The 17,655-nt window shown below is 58.6% G+C and carries 19 protein-coding genes and 4 tRNA genes; 18 read left to right on the top strand and 5 right to left on the bottom strand.

From position 1 onward, the window contains the following. The first annotated feature begins 9 nt into the window (after positions 1-9). The 12 genes from pilM to ET418_RS18365 all read left to right on the top strand — a co-directional run bounded on the left by pilM (position 10) and on the right by ET418_RS18365 (position 11,737). On the top strand, positions 10-936 hold the full coding sequence (gene pilM / locus ET418_RS02940; protein WP_149306098.1) for a type IV pilus biogenesis protein PilM: 927 nt from the start codon (positions 10-12) through the stop codon (positions 934-936). Then, the gene (locus ET418_RS02935; protein ID WP_149306097.1) at positions 936-1,475 is read left to right on the top strand and encodes a PilN domain-containing protein; all 540 of its coding nucleotides are present in this window, start codon (positions 936-938) and stop codon (positions 1,473-1,475) included. Before pilM ends, ET418_RS02935 begins: the two co-directional genes overlap by 1 nt. Beyond that, entirely contained in the window at positions 1,472-2,020 is a 549-nt protein-coding gene (pilO, locus tag ET418_RS02930; RefSeq protein WP_188055243.1) for a type 4a pilus biogenesis protein PilO, read from the top strand. The genes ET418_RS02935 and pilO overlap by 4 nt, the downstream gene beginning before the upstream one ends. After that, positions 2,017-2,664, top strand: coding sequence for a hypothetical protein (locus tag ET418_RS02925; RefSeq protein ID WP_149306095.1), 648 nt, complete (start codon positions 2,017-2,019; stop codon positions 2,662-2,664). Before pilO ends, ET418_RS02925 begins: the two co-directional genes overlap by 4 nt. Positions 2,665-2,697: 33 nt before the next feature. Further along, entirely contained in the window at positions 2,698-5,385 is a 2,688-nt protein-coding gene (locus ET418_RS02920; RefSeq protein ID WP_149306094.1) for a cohesin domain-containing protein, read from the top strand. A 13-nt stretch (positions 5,386-5,398) separates the two neighbouring features. Then, complete coding sequence (locus tag ET418_RS02915; RefSeq protein WP_275095497.1) at positions 5,399-5,893, top strand: type II secretion system protein; 495 nt, start codon at positions 5,399-5,401, stop codon at positions 5,891-5,893. A gap of 82 nt (positions 5,894-5,975) precedes the next feature. Further along, on the top strand, positions 5,976-6,374 hold the full coding sequence (locus ET418_RS02910; protein WP_246152942.1) for a type IV pilin protein: 399 nt from the start codon (positions 5,976-5,978) through the stop codon (positions 6,372-6,374). A gap of 108 nt (positions 6,375-6,482) precedes the next feature. Then, entirely contained in the window at positions 6,483-7,172 is a 690-nt protein-coding gene (gene ftsE, locus ET418_RS02905; protein WP_149306092.1) for a cell division ATP-binding protein FtsE, read from the top strand. After that, on the top strand, positions 7,129-8,097 hold the full coding sequence (gene ftsX, locus ET418_RS02900; RefSeq protein WP_149306091.1) for a permease-like cell division protein FtsX: 969 nt from the start codon (positions 7,129-7,131) through the stop codon (positions 8,095-8,097). The genes ftsE and ftsX overlap by 44 nt, the downstream gene beginning before the upstream one ends. A gap of 7 nt (positions 8,098-8,104) precedes the next feature. Then, entirely contained in the window at positions 8,105-9,283 is a 1,179-nt protein-coding gene (locus ET418_RS02895; RefSeq protein WP_149306479.1) for a murein hydrolase activator EnvC family protein, read from the top strand. Between the two features lie 48 nt (positions 9,284-9,331). Then, positions 9,332-10,690, top strand: a complete 1,359-nt coding sequence (locus ET418_RS02890) for a S41 family peptidase (protein ID WP_149306090.1) — start codon at positions 9,332-9,334, stop codon at positions 10,688-10,690. 66 nt (positions 10,691-10,756) lie between these two features. After that, a complete protein-coding gene (locus ET418_RS18365) occupies positions 10,757-11,737 on the top strand; it encodes a divergent polysaccharide deacetylase family protein (RefSeq protein WP_246152926.1) in 981 nt (326 codons plus the stop codon). A 127-nt stretch (positions 11,738-11,864) separates the two neighbouring features. On the opposite strand, the gene ET418_RS02880 is transcribed toward ET418_RS18365, so the two are convergent. Genes ET418_RS02880 through ET418_RS02860 form a run of 5 tightly spaced genes read right to left on the bottom strand, consistent with a single transcriptional unit; the run spans position 11,865 to position 15,740 of the window. Continuing rightward, entirely contained in the window at positions 11,865-13,070 is a 1,206-nt protein-coding gene (locus tag ET418_RS02880; protein ID WP_149306089.1) for a bifunctional 3,4-dihydroxy-2-butanone-4-phosphate synthase/GTP cyclohydrolase II, read from the bottom strand. A gap of 21 nt (positions 13,071-13,091) precedes the next feature. Continuing rightward, positions 13,092-13,733, bottom strand: a complete 642-nt coding sequence (locus tag ET418_RS02875) for a riboflavin synthase (RefSeq protein WP_149306088.1) — start codon at positions 13,731-13,733, stop codon at positions 13,092-13,094. Further along, entirely contained in the window at positions 13,718-14,827 is a 1,110-nt protein-coding gene (ribD, locus tag ET418_RS02870) for a bifunctional diaminohydroxyphosphoribosylaminopyrimidine deaminase/5-amino-6-(5-phosphoribosylamino)uracil reductase RibD (protein WP_149306087.1), read from the bottom strand. The genes ET418_RS02875 and ribD overlap by 16 nt, the downstream gene beginning before the upstream one ends. Continuing rightward, a complete protein-coding gene (nrdR, locus tag ET418_RS02865; protein WP_149306086.1) occupies positions 14,824-15,276 on the bottom strand; it encodes a transcriptional regulator NrdR in 453 nt (150 codons plus the stop codon). The genes ribD and nrdR overlap by 4 nt, the downstream gene beginning before the upstream one ends. 2 nt (positions 15,277-15,278) lie before the next feature. Continuing rightward, on the bottom strand, positions 15,279-15,740 hold the full coding sequence (locus ET418_RS02860; RefSeq protein WP_149306085.1) for a deoxycytidylate deaminase: 462 nt from the start codon (positions 15,738-15,740) through the stop codon (positions 15,279-15,281). A gap of 274 nt (positions 15,741-16,014) precedes the next feature. Here ET418_RS02860 and rpoH point away from each other — a divergent pair, with 274 nt between their 5' ends. The 6 genes from rpoH to ET418_RS02830 all read left to right on the top strand — a co-directional run. Next, positions 16,015-16,872 (top strand): RNA polymerase sigma factor RpoH, encoded by an 858-nt coding sequence (rpoH, locus tag ET418_RS02855; RefSeq protein WP_149306084.1) that lies wholly within the window; start codon positions 16,015-16,017, stop codon positions 16,870-16,872. Positions 16,873-17,002: 130 nt separating this feature from the next. Beyond that, positions 17,003-17,078: transfer RNA gene (locus ET418_RS02850), tRNA-Thr, on the top strand. Positions 17,079-17,118: 40 nt separating this feature from the next. After that, a tRNA-Tyr gene (locus ET418_RS02845) sits at positions 17,119-17,203 on the top strand. A 106-nt stretch (positions 17,204-17,309) separates the two neighbouring features. Next, positions 17,310-17,386 (top strand) — tRNA-Gly (locus tag ET418_RS02840). Positions 17,387-17,392: 6 nt separating this feature from the next. Then, positions 17,393-17,468, top strand: a tRNA-Thr gene (locus ET418_RS02835). Positions 17,469-17,546: 78 nt separating this feature from the next. Continuing rightward, positions 17,547-17,655, top strand: a 109-nt coding sequence (locus ET418_RS02830) for a GTP-binding protein (RefSeq protein ID WP_149306083.1), incomplete at its 3' end; no start/stop codon positions are given.

The raw sequence follows: 17,655 nt of genomic DNA, 5'->3' as shown, positions 1-17,655 counted from the left end.
CTGACCACTATGCTGTTTACCAAGACCTCACTCGGAGCCGAAATAAGCCCAACCGGCGTGGCCTTTGCCCTTTTGGGGGGCACCGCCTCTGCACCGCGCCTGGAAAGGGCCGCCTATGCGCCTTTGGCGGCAGGCACCGTGCGCAGTTCGTTGCGTGAAGCGAATATTCTCGACCCGCAGGCCTTTCTCGATCGTTTCCAGAGCGCCCACAACCTGCTGCTGCATCGTTCCAAACGCCTTTCCCTGACCTTGCCGGACTCGGTCGGCCGTATCATGCTGCTGGATATGGAGGGGCGTTTCAAAAACCGGGCCGAAGGCCTGGATATGATCCGCTGGAAGCTGAAGAAAAACCTCCCGTTCGATGCCGCCGATGCTCACCTGGATTACCAGGTGCTGAAGATTCGCGAGAACGGCGACATGGCCCTGCTGGTGGCCCTGGTTTCCCGTACGGTCATCGGGCAATACGAGGACGTGCTGGCGACGGCGGGGTTCACGCCGGCACGGATCGATTTCAACAGCTTCAACCTCTATCGGACCTTTGATCGACGTCTGGGCCTGTTGGACGACTGCATCCTGATCTTTTTCTACAACCATACCCTCGGCATCATGGCCTATCACAACGACATACCCGAGTTCATCCGGGTCAAAGAGCTTGCCGGCACGCCGGCCGTGGATAACCGCGTGTTCATGGAGATCAATAACTCGCTCTTGGTCTATCGCGAGCGTTTTCCCGAACTGAATACGGCCAATGTGTTCTGTTGCGCCCCTCCCGATGCGGCCCACGCCTTCTGCGAGATGGTTGCCGAAGCAACGGGGGCGGAAGCCGCGCTGCTGGAGACCAAAACCGCCGTAACGCCCGGCGATGGTGCGCCGGGGGACCAGGAATCGCTCTTTCTCTTTTCAGCCGCCATCGGCGCCGCCCTGAGGAGTCTGTGATGCGCTTTACCATCAACCTGGCCACCAGAACCTATGTGGATCAGCGGCTGATAAGCCAGGTCTGTTACGCCGCCCTGGCCCTGCTTGCCATTGTGTTGGCGTGGAATGTGGTGGTTGCGTTCAGCAATTATGGGGAGTTGCAACGCCTGAAAGCGGACATTGCCACCTACGAGGGGCGTCTGAACAGCCGGCCCAAGGACATCCCGGAACGGGACTATACCCGTCTGCTGGCTGATATCACCTTTTTCAACGGCGTGTTGGAACGCAAAGCCTTTAGCTGGCTGGGGCTCCTGGATCAGGTGGAGGATGCCACGCCCGAAGGCGTCGCATTGACGTCCCTGGCCCTTGACACGAAAACCGGCGAAATGAAGATCGAAGCCCTGGCGCACTCTTTCGCCAACGTTCGTGCCTCCATGGAAAAATTCGAAGGATCGAGGGCCTTTACCAGAACGCTGCTCTTGTCCCATCACGATGTTTCAATGGGCGAAAAGACCCGTGGCGTTCAATTTTCCCTTTCATGCAGGATGGCGCCGAAATGAACCAGATGATCCTGGAAATAGTTGGCCAGAGGCGGCGTATTCTTGTGGCGCTCCTGGCGCTTTTATTGCTCAACATCGCCGTGCTTGCGGTTTTGAAGGGGTATCTGGCATCCGGAATCAGCGATGCCCAGACCACGTGGGACGACCTGCGGCGTCGCGTAGCGGTTGCCGGGCAGAACGACGCTTCGGTGATTTACCGGCGGGGCAAGGCCGACCTTGTGCAGTTGCAGACCCGCATTCCCCGCAAAAACGAGTTTCCCCGGTTATTGGGAGGAATCTTCGACACAGCGGCTTCCGACAGTGTGAAGGTCGTAACGGTCACCTACAAACCCGCGCTGGTAAAGGAGAATACGGCGCTCCTGTCCTATGACATCTCCCTGTCCGTTGGCGGCAGTTACGCCGCGGTTAAGAATTTTCTGGCTGACATGCAGAAACAGAGCGAATTGGTCGTCATCAACAACATGGCCATGGCAAACAGTGACCCGTATGAGGAAAACGTCGTAATGAGCCTTCATCTGACGGTGTATCTCCGGGAGGCCCCATGAACCGACAGCGGTTGATTCTGTTCATCCTGCTGGTTGCGCTGGCTGCGGCCGTGATATGGAGCTTCTGGGCCACGCCCCGCCCCAAAGTGGCGCCTCCCGTGAAAAACGCTCCCGGCCAGCGCGGCGCCGCCGCCAGGGATGCATCGGGCCGTACCGCGCCGGCACCGGCTCTGCCGAGCGACAGCCGCATCGTGAGGCTGGATCTGCTTGGCCGCGGGCAGGAGGTATTCAAGGGGTATCGCCGCGATATCTTCAGACCGATATTTGTCGATGAGCTCAAGATCATGCAAAACAAGGCTGCGGCGCTTAAAGTGGTCAAGCCGCCCCCATTGCCGCCGCTACCGCCTCCTCCCCCGCCGTCAAGGATCGTCCCGGCACTGACGCCCGCGGAGGAGCGGGCGCAACAAAACCGGCGTGAATTGGCGCGATTCATTTTCAAGGGGTTTCTCAGCAAGGACCAGCAAAAAACCATTTTTTTGTCCAAGGACGGCGCCATATTGCTGGTAAAAAAGGGTGATATCTTCGAAAGACGATACCGGGCCGCCTCGATTTCCGACCAGTCTTTGACTATTCAGGTTACGGACACCGGTGAAGAGATCGTCATACCGCTCATGGAAAATCTCTCACTCAAAGCAGTGCCTTGACGTTTGAACACAGTTCCAGAGGAGACGCTACGGATGCGCTATCTGATTCATCTGAACATACTCTGCCTGCTTGGTGCGGTTGTCTCGCTGTCCGGTTGTACGGGGGGGCGCCAGGCTTTCAGTACGGGCGAAAGATTCGAGACCGAAGGCAGATACGAAGAGGCCATGTACAGCTATGCAGAGGCCTTTCGCAAAGAACCCGAGGTTGGCGAATACCGGGTGCGTTTTCTCAATGCTCGTCAAAAGGCAGCCGAAAAGCATTACAGAAATGGCCTTGAGCAAAGCGCCAGGGGGGACTATGCCGCTGCACTGGAAGCGTTCCAGAGCGCCTACGGACTTGACCCCGGCCAGGCTGTGTACAAACAGCAGGCTGAAACGACCGGCCGCCTGAAGGATGCCCAGACTGCCTTTCAGGAAGGGGTGGACTTTGAAAAATCCAACAAGTTCAAGGACGCCAGCCGCGCCTTTATCCAAGCGGTGTCGTTGCGCCCCGACAGCAAGGAGTATCAGGCCGCTCTGCGGCGTGTTGCCGGTATGCGCAAAAGCAAGCTGGAGGGCTTTGAACTGAGCCTCAAATCAAGCAAACCAATTACGCTCAAGTTCAAGGATGCCAAGATCAAGGATGTGTTCAGCATCCTCACCCGGCTTTCCGGCATCAATTTTGTGTTCGACGATGGGGTGAAGGACCAGAATATCACCATCTACATGGAAAACGGGACCTTTCAGCAGGCCCTGGAGCTTCTGACCAACATGTTCAAGCTGGGACGCAAGGTGCTGAACGAAAGTACGGTGATCATCTACCCCAAGCTGCCCGACAAGATCAAGCAGTACGAGGAGATGGAGGTGCGCACCTTCCACCTCAACTATCTGGATGCCAAGAAGGCGATCAACCTGATTCGTGGCATGATGCAGGTGCGTAAGATCCAGGTCAATGAAGACGCCAACTCAATCATTGTCCGCGACACCAAGGACGTGGTGGACGTGGTGGACAAGATCCTGGACGCCCATGATGTCCCCGAGCCTGAAGTCGTGCTTGATGTGGAGGTGGTGGAGCTCAATGATACGAACACGGAAAACGTGGGGCTTCTGCTGAATTCCTACAACGTACAGCTGGGGGGCTTTGCGCCGGACGGCACGGCGCTCTCTTCGAGCCTTGCAACGACAACATCGGCATCGACAACCTCGTCGACCTCTTCTTCATCAACCATCAGCAGCCTGATCCGCGCCTTTTCGATCAAGGGGTACGGTGGTTATGTGACCGTGCCCAACGCTACCTACAATTTCGGCAAGACACTGGCCAAGGGCGAGGTCCTGTCCAACCCCAAGGTCAGGGTCAAAAACAAGGAGAAGTCCAAGTTCACGGTCGGCACAAGGGTGCCGATCACCACTACGACCACCACCAACTCCACGACCAGCGTCAACGTCCAGTACGTGGATGTGGGGGTCAAGGTCAATGCCGAGCCGACCATCCAGCTCAATAATGAAGTTACCATAAAGCTGTCCCTCGAAGTAAGTTCGATCCTTTCCACCGAAACCGTGGGCAGTACGGACAGCGCCACAAAGGTCGTCACCATCGGCACCCGCAACCTTGAAACCGTGCTCAGCCTGAAAGACGGCGAAACCAGTGTCATCGGCGGCTTGATATCGCGCACGAACAGCGACAGCAAGAGCAAGGTGTTCCTGCTGGGGGACCTGCCGCTCATCGGGCCGCTCCTCTCCAACTCCAACGGCAGCAAAGCCAAGACGGAACTGGTGCTGGCGATCACCCCCCGGTTGGTACGAGGCGTGACCGTGCCCCAGATCGACCTATCCGCATTCATGTCCGGCAAGGAGGACGATCCTTCCCTGTCCCGGCCGCTGGCAGCTTTTGAAGAGGAACCGGTCTTTGCGACGGATGGCACTGCGCCCGCTTCCCAGGCCGAGGTGGTTACGGATAAGACGCTGCGTGAACTTGCCGACAAAAATGCAGTGCGGCGGCCAAGCGGCCGGGTCAACACGCCACGTCGTTCCCCTGTTCCCGCACCCGTGCCCCAGGAATCGGTGACGTCTGCCCCGCCTGCCCAGCAGATTGCCGGCCAGGAAAAACCGTCTCCGGAGGCGTCTGCCGCGAATGGGCAGGTTCCCCTGCAACAGGCCGAAAAGGAGCGTCTGGCAAAGGCGGCGGCCGATCAGGAGCGGATCGCGGCCGAGAAGGCCGAACAAGCTGTGCCCGCAACGGCACCCGCGAAAGGGGGGACAGCGCCTCCGTCGGTGGTTCTTGCCCCTGAACAGGCCCCGCCTGCCCAGCCAGGCCAAGGTGCGGCATCCACCCGCGGGCTGCTTCAGATTGCGGCGCCAAGCGGCATAGTCGTCGGTCAACAGTTCAGTATCGATGCCAGGGTCAGTTTTGCGCAGAATCTAGCCCACACACCGTTTACCCTCACCTACGACCCGAGCAGCGTCGAGTTCGTTTCGGCTACGGAAGGGGCATTTCTGAAACAGGATGGAAAGCCGATAACCTTCGGGGTGGCCGTGGACCCGGCGGGAGGAGCGGTCACGGTCTCCCTGGCCCGGGCAGCCGGGAGCGGTGGAGTCTCCGGCGGCGGGACGCTTGCAAGTTTTGTTTTCAAGGCGAAAAAACAGGGGCAAACAAATTTCGGATTCGGCACGGTGAACTTCACCTCTGCCGATGGCGTGCCGTTCGAGATGGTGCCGTTCGTAAAACCTGTCGACGTACTGTAGCGTTGCGGCCGTGATCTCGAACCGATTCATATCATGCCGCGGGGTCAGCCTGGTTGAGCTGATCGTGACGATGACCATTCTGGCGATACTGGCGTCGGTTATCATGCCGATGATGCAGATGACCGCTGTCAGAACCCGCGAGATTGAATTGCACCGCAATCTGCGCATCATCCGCACCGCCATAGACGAGTTCCAGAGGAGCTACAAAAAGGCCGAACTGGAAGGGAAAATTCCCAAATCCCTGGATAAGTCGGGGTGTCCGGAAACGTTGCAGCAATTGGTGGATGGGTACGATTTCGGCGGCCTGTACTCGACCAAGAAGAAGTTTCTGCGCAGGATACCGCCCGATCCGATGAATCCGCCCCAGCCGGGGAAAGAGCCTGAGTGGGGCATGCGATCCTATGCCGACAAGTCGGATTCCACCACGTGGGGCGGCGAAGATGTCTACGATGTGTACTCAAAGAGTGAGGGAACGGCCATTGATGGGACGAAATACAACGAGTGGTGAGTGCTGCACACTGCGGTTTCGTACCCGGCCGGCTCCAGGCGGCCTTCCGGACGACAGCCGCGGCTTTACCCTGATCGAGCTGATGATCGTGGTCTCGATCATCGGCATCCTGGCGGCCATTGCCGTGCCCAACTACCAGTGGGGCATCATCAAGACCAAGGAGGCGGTGCTGCGCGAAAACCTGCACAATTTGCGCAGCGTCATCGATCAGTATTATGCCGATCAGGGGAAGTATCCCGACTCGCTCAGCGACCTGACGGATAAGAAGCATGAATATATGCGCGACATCCCCAAGGACCCCTTTACCAAAAAGGATGACTGGGTCACCAGCCCGCCCACAGATTCACAGGCTGGCTCCGGGGGGAGCACGCCTTTGTCCGGTGGTGGCACTGGGACTACTATATCGCTGGGCAATGTGTATGATGTCCATAGCAACTCGGATCTGGTGGGGACCAATGGCATTCCTTATCGGGAGTATTGATGGCTCCGGAATGCTCTTCCGCTATCCCGCGCAGCGCGTATTGTTTCCAGATGGAACTCCAATGCCCCCAAATTCTGTTTTTGTTGAGCTTTGCTCCAGGTACTCGAAATGATCCAACTACATAATGTTTTCCTGGCATACCAAAAGGATGCCACGGCCTTAAACGGTATCAACCTGCGGATCGAAAAGGGGGAGTTCGTCTTCCTGACCGGCCCGTCCGGGGCGGGAAAGACCACGCTGCTGCGCCTTTTGTACGGTGCTCTCACCCCCACTCGCGGGCAGGTGTTGATCGACGGCCAGAATGTCTCCCGCATGACCCCGTCCCAGATCCCTTTTCTTCGGCGCAGCGTCGGGGTGGTGTTTCAGGACTTCAAGCTGCTCCCCAATCGGACGGTCTTCGAAAACGTCTCCATAACCCTTGAGGTGTTGGGGTGGGGGAGGGCGGATATCGGCAAAAAGGTCATGCATGTGCTGAAACAGATGGGCATGGAGTCCAAAATTGCCATGACCCCCCAGCGCCTTTCCGGCGGGGAACAGCAGCGGGTGGCCCTGGCGCGGGCCCTGGTGAACGACCCGAAGATTCTCGTTGCGGACGAACCGACCGGAAATCTCGACGACGCCAACAAGAACCAGATTCTTAACATCTTCAAGGAAGCCAATGTGCGGGGGACGACGGTCGTGGTCGCCACCCATGACCGCCGGCTTATCGATAATTGCCACAAACGGCTGGTAACCCTCAGCAAGGGAGAGATCGTTGAACAGGTGGAAAAAGAAAGTACCCCCGGCGAATCAGCCTAACATACGCCCCAATCTTGCCGGCGAAGGGTTCGGCGGCCGGCTCGGCTATTATTTCACCCGCGCCTTGACCAACATCCGGCAGAATGTCTTTGTCAATGTGGTGACGGTGGGCACGATCACCCTGGCGCTCCTGATCGTTTCACTGTTTCTCCTGGTGTTTGTCAACCTGGAAAATGCCGCGGAGAACTGGAGCGAGCGGGTGCAGGTGACGGTTTATTTCGACCGCGAGTTGAGCACCCAGGAACAGACGGCGCTGCGCGGCAAAATCATGGCCCTGGGCGGTGTGTCCCGTATCGGCTACGTGTCCCGGGACGAGGCGTTCAAACGCTTTGTCGGCAGACTCCGGGGGCAGGAGACACTGCTTGAGGGGGTCAGGTCCGACATCCTGCCCACCTCCTTCGAGATCTCCCTCAAACGGGCGAACCGGGATACCCAGGGGGTCGAGACGTTTGTTGCCTCCCTGAAGGGTATTCCGGGCATCACCGAGGTGCAGTACGGCGAGGAGTGGGTCCGGCGTTTCAATACCTTCCTGAACTTCATGCGGATGCTCGGGGCGCTGTTGGGCGGTTTTCTGGTGGTCGCGGTGGTGTTTATCGTTTCCAACACCATCAAGCTGACCATTTATTCCCGCCGTGACGAACTGGAAGTTATGGCACTGGTGGGCGCCACGCGGTTCTTCATCAAGGCCCCTTTTCTCATCGAAGGGATCATCCAGGGGGGGGCGGGCGCGGCGCTTGCGGTCGGCCTGCTGTGGGGATTGTACGAGGGGTTTCTCCACAATGCGGGAAGTTTTCTGACCTTCAATCCGGCTGCCACCGGGCTGGCCTTTCTCCCGATCGAGTATGTGGGGGCTCTTGCCGTGGCCGGTATTCTGCTCGGTTTTGTCGGCAGCCTCACGTCTCTCAAACGTTTTATTACCGTCTAAATCAATGATGCGATTGCTGTGCATACTGCTGATGCTTGTGGCGGCTTCCCCTGGCTGGGGCGACAGCCCCAAGGATGAACTGAAGGGGGTCAAGCGGGAGATCAAGGCGAAGAGGCAACTCATCACCAAGACCCGCAAGGTCGAAGCGGTCGTCTCTACGGAACTCCAGGAGATCGACCGTTCCCTGGAACGGAAGATGAACGACCTGGGAAGCCTCGACCGCGACCTGCGGAACGTGGAATCGAATCTTGACCGCACCGGGCGCACCATTGCCCTGGTTACGGAAGAGACCAACCGGAAGAAGCGGGAGATCGAACGCCGCCTCGTTTCGCTCTACAAGGCGGGCGAACTGGGCGCGCTGCGCATGTTCTTCTCCGCCGAGTCGTTTCCCCAGATGGTGGAGAATGTCCGTTACATGCGCTCCATTCTGGAGAATGACAAAAAAATATTTGCAGAGTATACTACAAAGATTGAGGAATTGCGCCAGCTGAAAGCCTCCCTGGAGCAGGACATGACCAGGAAGGAGCGCATCAAGAGCGGCATCGCCTCTAAAAAACGCGAGATCGAACAGGAAAAGAACAAGAAGTTTGCGTATCTGATCAAGGTGCGCCAGGACCGCAAGGGGTACGAATCGTCGCTCAAGGAACTGCAGGCCAACGCATCCCGTTTGCAGACCATGCTGAATCGTCTTGAGGCGCTGAGCCGGAAAAAACTTTCATCCCGGCACGAAAAGCCGGGGAGCAAGCTCAAGCCGCTCCCGGAACTTCCGCCGGTGCCCGATCGGGGGTTTGCCTCCCAGAAGGGGCGCATGGCGCTGCCGGTTCGGGGCGATATCATCGAAACGTACGGCAAACACAAACACCCGGAATTCAATTCCTATACCTTCAGCAAAGGGCTCTCCATCGCTGCCGGCGCCGGTACGGAGATCAAGGCGATCTACGATGGCAGTGTTATCTTCGCCGACTACTTCAAGGGGTACGGCAACATGATCATTGTCGATCATGGCGGCGGCTATTTCAGCCTCTACGCCCACGCCGCGAAGATAACGAAGAAGGTGGGCGCCGAGGTTGGCAAAAACGAGACGCTGGCCACGGTGGGGGATGTGGATTCCGCCAAGGGGCCGATGCTGTACTTCGAAATAAGGCACCAGGGCAAGCCGGTGGACCCGGCCGGCTGGGTGCGGTAACTCTACCTTAGATATCCTAACGCTGTTCAATACAAACGGAGGCAGAAGATGTTCACAATCGGCAGGAAAAAGAAGAAGGTGGTGGTCGGCTTTGCACTCGTGGTAGCTGTCCTCGTTGTTTTCATCGGCATCAGCTCGCAGCGGCACGCGGCGGCCGAGGGCAAGGGGAGCGATTACGAGTCGATCGAACTCTTTACGGATGTCATGGCGATCATCAAGAAGAGTTACGTGGACGAGGTCGATACCAAAAAGCTCATCTACGGCGCGATCAACGGCATGCTCTCGTCCCTCGACCCCCACAGTTCCTTTATGTCCCCCGAGACCTATAAGGAGATGAAGATCGATACCAAGGGGGCCTTCGGCGGGCTGGGAATCGAGATCTCAACCAAGGACGGCATCCTGACCGTCATTTCGCCCATCGAAGATACGCCCGCTTTCAAGGCCGGGATCAAGGCCGGCGACCAAATTCTCAAGATCGACGACAAATTTACCAAGGACCTGAATATCAACGAAGCGGTCAAGCGGATGCGCGGTCCCAAGGGGACCAAGGTCATTTTGACCATTATGCGGGACGGTTTCGAAAAACCGCAGGACTTTACCCTGGTGCGTGACGTGATCCAGGTGAAGAGCGTCCGTTCCCGCCTGCTGGACGATGGCTACGGGTATGTGCGCATCGCCCAGTTCCAGGAAAAGACCGACGAAGACCTCACCAAAGCCCTTAAATCCCTCAAGGATGAAAACAAAGGCGACCTCAAGGGGCTGGTCCTCGACCTGCGCAACGATCCCGGCGGGCTCCTGGATCAGGCGGTGCGGGTGGTAGACCACTTTATCGCCGAAGGGCAGATGGTTGTGTATACCGAAGGACGTGAAAAGGATTCCAAGATGCAATTCACGGCCAAAAAGGGCGGCAAGGAGCCGAACTACGCGATTGTCGTGCTGATCAACGGCGGCAGCGCAAGCGCTTCCGAGATCGTGGCCGGAGCGCTGCAGGACCACAAACGGGCCATTATCATGGGGACCCAGAGTTTCGGCAAGGGCTCGGTCCAGACTATCATTCCGCTCTCGGACGATTCCGGCCTGCGCCTCACCACGGCCCGTTACTACACGCCCAAAGGCCGTTCCATTCAGGCCAAGGGCATAACCCCCGACATCACGGTCGAGCGCCTGGAACTGCCCAAGGAAACCGCGGAGAAGAAGGAGTTCATGCATATCCGCGAGAAGGATTTGGAGCACCATTTCGAAAACGAGGATAAGGCCGACCAGGGCAGCACCAAAAAGGACGTCAAAAAGGAAAAGAGCGCCCAGCAGAAGATCGACGACGCCTTGAAGAACGACTATCAGGCCATGCGCGCCCTTGACCTTCTCAAAGGGTGGGACATCCTGAAAACCATGGGGCCGGGCAAGTAGGTCGCCTGCCCGGGTGCGCGCGGGAAACCGGCGCCCCCGGGCGGGCTCACGTCCCGCAACACTACGGTGAACAAACCAAGAAACAATAGATATAAACAGAAACAGGGCGGCAGCCGTATCGCCGCCCTGGCTGTTGTGGTGGTCATCGTACTTGCCGTTGGCCTCTATCTGCTGAACGCCCCCCGGGGTAACGCCCCTCCTCCCGTTCCTCCCCCCCATGTCGTAAGTCCGCCGCCCGCTCCAGAACAGAATGCCCGGCGGCCCGTGGAACCGGTTCCGCCGGCGCCCGCGGCAGCTGGACCGGCCCATAAAGAGTATCCGAAGGAAACCGCCGCCAACGAAGAAGAGGAAGAAAAGCCGGCCACAGGGCGGAAGGATGGCGCCCATGGGCACCTGGCCGTCATCATCGACGATATGGGGAGTAGCCTGCAGGAGGCCCGCGCCCTGGCGGACATCGGCCTCCCCGTGACCTTCTCCATTATTCCCGGCCTGCGCCACGACCGGGAGGTGGCGGACTTCGCCGCCCAAAGCGGCATCGAGACCATGATCCACATCCCCATGCAGTCCAAGGGATGGCCCCAGCGCAGGCTGGAGGCCAACGGGCTCCTGCTCGCCATGGACGAGGCCGCCATCCGCGAGCATATGGGCGACTATGCGCTCCGCATCCCCCGGGCCCTGGGGGTGAACAACCACATGGGCTCCGAGTTCACCGAGCACGAGGACAAGATGAGGGCGGTGCTGGGGGTGCTGAAGGGGAGGGGGTTGTTCTTTGTGGACAGCGTGACGACGCCCCGGACGGTGGGGCTGCGCCTGGCGCGCGAGATGGGGGTGAAGGCGGGCAAACGGAACGTGTTTCTGGATAACGAGCAGGACGGTGCCTACATCCGCGGGCAACTTGCCCAAGCGGTGCGGCTGGCAAAGCGAAACGGCGCCGCCATCGCCATATGCCACCCGCACCCGGCAACCATCGCCACCCTGGCCGAGGCGCTGCCGCCCCTGGCCGGGCAGGGGATCACCCTGGTGCCGGTGTCGCGTCTGGTGCGGTAACAACGCCGCCGTACGGCGTCATGCCGGCAGTCAAAGGGACGACAAAAAGGGGGGGGCAGCTTGTGTATAAGCTGCCCCCCTTTGCATTGGTAATGGAGCGGGAAACAGGCCGACGTGGGCGCCGGGGTCAGAGGTTTTTCAGCAGGTGGCCCATCTTTGCCTGTTTGGTCTTGAGGTACTTGCGGTTGCTCTCATTGGGGACGGCCTCTATGGCGACCCGATCGACGATATCGATCCCGTAGCCCTGCAAGCCGATGAGTTTTTTGGGGTTGTTGGTCAGGAGGCGAATCTTGGTGATGCCCAGGGTAAGCAGAATCTGGGCTCCGATGCCGTAATCGCGCAGATCGGCCTTGAAACCCAACTCCAGATTGGCTTCCACCGTGTCGCGGCCCCGATCCTGGAGTTCATAGGCGCGGAGCTTGTTGATCAGACCGATGCCTCGCCCTTCCTGGCGCATGTAGAGGATGACCCCTTTACCCTCCCGTTCGATCATCTCCATGGCACGGTGCAGCTGCTCCCCGCAGTCACAGCGTTTGCTCCCGAGGACATCGCCGGTCAGACATTCGGAATGCACCCTGACCAGGATGGATTCCCCTTTGGCAAACTCCCCCTTGACCAAGGCGATGTGATCCAGATGGTCCACATCATTTTCAAAGGCGATGGCCTTCCACTCGCCGCCGTACACCGACGGGAGATGGGCCTCGGCCACGGTGCGCACGAGACGTTCGTGCCGCAACCGGTAGGCGACCAGATCGGCAACGGTGCAAATCTTGATATCGTGTTCTTGTGCGAATTTTTTTAGTTCCGGCATGCGCGACATGGTACCGTCGTCGTTCATGATCTCGCAGATGACCCCGGCAGGCCGGAGCCCCGCTAAACGCGCCAGATCCACAGAGCCCTCGGTCTGTCCCGACCGGACCAGGACGCCACCCTTGCGGGCGCGCAGGGGGAAGATGTGGCCCGGGCTGACCAGGTCATTCGAGGTCGCCTTGTCGGCAACGGCGGTCAGGACGGTGTGGGCCCGGTCGGCGGCCGAGATGCCGGTGGTGACCCCGTGTTTTGCCTCGATGGAGATGGTGAACGCGGTTTCAAAGGGGGAGGTGTTGTCGCGCACCATGGGGCGCAGACCGAGTTCGTCGCACTTCTCGCCCGTCATGGTCAGACAGATCAGGCCGCGGCCGTATTTGGCCATGAAATTTATCGCCTCCGGCGTGACCGCCTCGGCCGCCATGGTCAGGTCGCCCTCATTCTCCCGATCCTCGTCATCGGCCAGGATGACCATCTTTCCCTGCCGGATATCCTCTATCGCTTCTTCTATGGTTGCTATCGACATGTGAACACTATTCCTTTCTGCTTACAAAAATCCATTTTCCGCCAACGTCTTCATGTTTAATCCGGCGCCGTCCTTCCAGGGCTGGGCCAAGCGCTCGATATATTTCCCCAGGATATCGGTCTCGATGTTCACGCTGCCTCCCGGCGCCAGGCCCGCCAAGGTGGTTTTGGCAAAGGAGTGGGGGATTACGGTGACGGTAAACCCGTCGCCGCTCACCTCGTTTACGGTCAGGCTGATCCCGTTTATGGCCACCGACCCCTTTTTGACCAGGTAACGGGCGAATCCAACCGGGAGGGTGAAGGTCAGGACATGATAGCCGGAAGCCCGCTCAATCCTTGCCAGCGTGCCGCAGCAATCCACATGCCCGGTTACCATATGCCCCCCCAGGCGGTCACCCATGCGCAGGGCCCGCTCCAGGTTGACCTTGTCGCCCGTTTTCAACGCTTCGAAGGTGCTCTTGGAGATGGTCTCCGGTGAGACGTCGAAGGTCAGGACCGTACCGGAGATGCTGGTGACCGTCAGGCAGATGCCGTTGACCGCCACCGAGTCGCCCAGGGCGATCTCGTGGGCGGGCAGGGCGGTTGCGATGCCGAGCACGGCCGCCTTGTCACTGCGCCTGAAGGAGGTCACCGTGCCCATGTCTTCGATCAGGCCGGTGAACATGCTGCCTCCGCCGGCCAGGCGTGGACGATGATGTCCTGGCCGCTATGGGCGATCTGGCCGAATTGCAGCTTGATCGCCTGGTCCATGCTGGTGATTCCGCGCAGGGTGAAGGGCGCAAATCCGTCGGAGCCGATGATCTTGGGCGCCAGGAAAAAGATGAACTCGTCGATGGCGTTGTTTTGCAGCATCTCGCCCGCCAGCCTGCTTCCCCCCTCGAGGAGGATGGACTGTATTCCCCGCTTGCCGAGTTTCTGCAGTAGATCCACCATGGAAACCCGGCCGTCGTATTCGTCGCAGACGATGACGGTGGCCCCCTGTTGGGTGTAGCGCAGATGCACCCGGGGATTGCTTTCGGTGGTGGCGATAATGGTGCCGTGGGCCATGCTCTCGCTGAGCACGGTGACGCTCTCCGGGGTCCGCAGCCGGGTATCCAGGATGATCCGCAGGGGGCTGCGCCCCTTTACATGGCGGACCGTCAAGTGGGGATTGTCGGCGATGATCGTATCCACGCCCACCATGATGGCGTCGTGGGCCGCCCGCAACCGGTGGGTATAGCGCCGCGAATCCAGGCAACTGATCCACTGGGATTCGCCGGTAACGGTCGCGATGTTGCCGTCAAGAGTCATGGCGCACTTGTAGGTCACATAGGGGAGGCCGGTGGTGACGTGCTTGATGAAGGGGCGGTTGATGGCCCGGCACTCCGCCTCCATGACGCCGTGTTCCACGATGATGCCGGCCTTGCGCAGCAGAGCGAATCCTTTGCCCGCCACCTGGGGATTGGGGTCAACCATGCCGGCAACCACCCGCCGCACGCCGGCGGCGATCAGGGCCTTGGCGCAGGGGGGCGTGCGACCGGTATGGCTGCAGGGCTCCAACGTGACAAAGACATCGGCACCCTGGGCCTCGGAACCGGCCATGGAAAGCGCGTTAACTTCGGCATGGGGCAGACCGGCCTTTTGGTGCCACCCCTCGCCGACGACGCGCCCGTCCTTGACAACGACGCATCCCACCGCTGGGTTGGGCGATGTTTTGCCGACCCCCTTGCGGGCCAGGGCGAGAGCCCGTTTCATATGGCGTTGGTCCTGTTCACTCATTTTTTGAGCAGCTCCTGTAACTCCTGCATGAACTCTCCAATGTCACGGAACGACCGGTAGACGGAGGCAAAACGGACATAGGCCACCTCATCCATGCCGTGCAACTCCTTCATGAGCCACTCACCGATAGCCGTCGTGGATATTTCCCGCTCGGAAGACTCCTGCATCTTGCTTTCCAGCCGGTCCACCAGGCGTTCTATTTCGTCGATGGATATGGGACGCTTTTCACAAGCCTTTTTGATGCCGGAGACGATCTTCATCCGGTCGAACGGCTCGCGGCGCCCATCCTTTTTGCATACCAGCGGGAGCATCTCTTCAATGCGCTCGTGGGTGGTGAAACGCTTGGCGCACCCCTCGCACTCCCGCCGACGTCTGATGGCGGATCCTCCTTTGTCGGGGCGCGAGTCCACAACCTTGCTGTCGGGATGGCTGCAAAAAGGGCATTTCACGGTCAGGAACCTCCGGTGTCGCCGATAAATTGTACCACGTTCAGGCCGCTTTCGGTGGTCATTTCCCGAGCAAGTTCGTCGGCATACCCATCGCTGTAGACGATGGAGCGTATGCCTGCGTTGATGATCATCTTGGTGCAGATGATACAGGGCATGGTGGTGCAGTAGAGGGTGGCGCCGTCGATATTGGTGCCGTGGCGTGCAGCCTGAATGATGGCGTTTTGTTCGGCGTGCAGGCCACGGCACAGCTCGTGGCGTTCGCCGGAAGGAACGCGAAGCCGTTCCCGCAGACAGCCGGTGGCTTCACAGTGGCTGATGCCGGAAGGAACGCCGTTGTAGCCTGTGGCAAGGATGTTGCGGTCTTTGACAAGTACCGCCCCGACCTGTCGGCGCAGGCACGTGGAACGTGTTGCGACCAGGCGTGTGATGTCCATGAAATACTGGTCCCATGATGGGCGGGGCATAATAAGGTCTCTTTAAATGCAAGGATGTACACCAAATTACTCCAATATCCGCATGAGGTCAATATGTAAGCAGTTGCACGGGCGGCAGGCTCCGCGCATCTGCCGGAAAGCAGTGCGGCTATCCGGCCTTATATGGTTGAAACCTCTGGGATTATTCCCTTTGGGCGAAGGTCTTGCATTTTTACCGGGCGGATGATAGTATTTAGCAGTCAGGCGAGGAGAGTGCTAACGCTCTCCCTGGAACGCCATCAATTTCCCTTCCAGGAGAATCCATATGGTTACACGACTTCCGGTTGTAGCCGACAGTTTGACCCTGTATCTTTCGGAGATCAGAAAGGTCCCCCTTCTTTCGGAGGACGAGGAACACCGCTTTGCGGTGAAGTTTTTTGAAGAAAAGGATCTGGAAGCGGCCCATTCGCTGATCACTGCAAACCTGCGTTTCGTGGTCAAGGTTGCCGCCGAATACCGCCATTACGGCATGAAGATGCTCGACCTGATTCAGGAGGGCAATATCGGCCTGATGATGGCGGTGCGCAAGTTTAACCCCTATAAGGGAATCCGTCTGATCTCCTATGCGGTCTGGTGGATACGGGCCTATATACAGAATCATATCGTCTCCGCCTGGAGCCTCCTCAAGATCGGCACCACCCAGGCGCAGCGCAAACTGTTCTTCAAATTGCGGGAGGCCAAGGACGCCATCCGCAGGTTGGGCAATGGTGAGGACGATCTTCACGCCACAGCCCTGTCGCTCAATGTGAGCGATCAGGAGGTCGCGGAGATGGAACAGCGCCTCCACGGAGAGGCATCCCTGGATGCCGAGATTCCCGGGGGCGATGGCTTCACCCTGTTGGAAAATCTGGCGGACGACCGGCAAAATCAGGAAGAAGCCTTGTCCGAGTTCCAGGAGAGCCAGCAGCTCCATCGCCAGGTGGCGCGCGTCGTGGCGGGGCTGAACGAGAAGGAGCGCTTTATCGTGGAAAAACGGATCAGCGCCGATGAGCCCCTGACCCTTCAGGAAATCGCCACCCATTTCTCCATCTCCCGAGAGCGGGTGCGCCAGATAGAGGAAGCGGCATTGAAAAAGATGAAAACTGCGCTTGCTCCTGTGTTATCAGCTGCTTATTCGGTGTGACCCCCGGGCACGGCACCCTTGCGGGGGGTGATTTTGAAAAACTTATTTTTGCATATCAGAAAAAAACCTTGACTTTGTCGGCGTCTTTCTTTAAATAAACAAATTCTGTTTCGCGATTAATGAAACAAGTGCTGGCGTAGCTCAATTGGTAGAGCAGCTGACTTGTAATCAGCAGGTTGCGGGTTCGAGTCCCATCGCCAGCTCCAGCGAAGACAGAATGAATTCGGCTTTAGCATCATTCTCCCTGGAGGGATTCCCGAGCGGCCAAAGGGAACAGACTGTAAATCTGTCGTCGTAGACTTCGGAGGTTCGAATCCTCCTCCCTCCACCATACAATCATCGGAAGCCGGCAGCAGGATGTGAACCCAGGAGACCGCGGTCGTTTGAACTGGTAAGGATTGTGCTGGGGTGGTTTCCAAATATCTTCATCTGGTAGCGCGGGAGTAGCTCAGTTGGCTAGAGCATCAGCCTTCCAAGCTGAGGGTCGCGGGTTCGAGTCCCGTTTCCCGCTCCAGTTATCGCCCACATAGCTCAGGAGGTAGAGCACTTCCTTGGTAAGGAAGAGGTCTCCGGTTCGAGTCCGGATGTGGGCTCCATTTCTTTTCGGCAACACCCAACATAACTGTGTGCAGGTAGACAAAACAAAAGGCAATGAATGAGGAGGGCCTGTTATCATGGCGAAGGCTAAATTCGAGCGTAACAAACCGCATGTAAACATCGGCACGATAGGTCACGTTGACCACGGCAAGACCACGTTGACCGCCGCTATCACGAAGGTATTGG

It is taken from the genome of Oryzomonas rubra, from assembly GCF_008369015.1.
In the GTDB taxonomy this organism is placed as follows: Bacteria; Desulfobacterota; Desulfuromonadia; order Geobacterales; family Pseudopelobacteraceae; genus Oryzomonas; species Oryzomonas japonica.
Note: the sequence above shows the minus strand (reverse complement) of the source record. Positions and strands in the feature narration are given on the sequence as shown.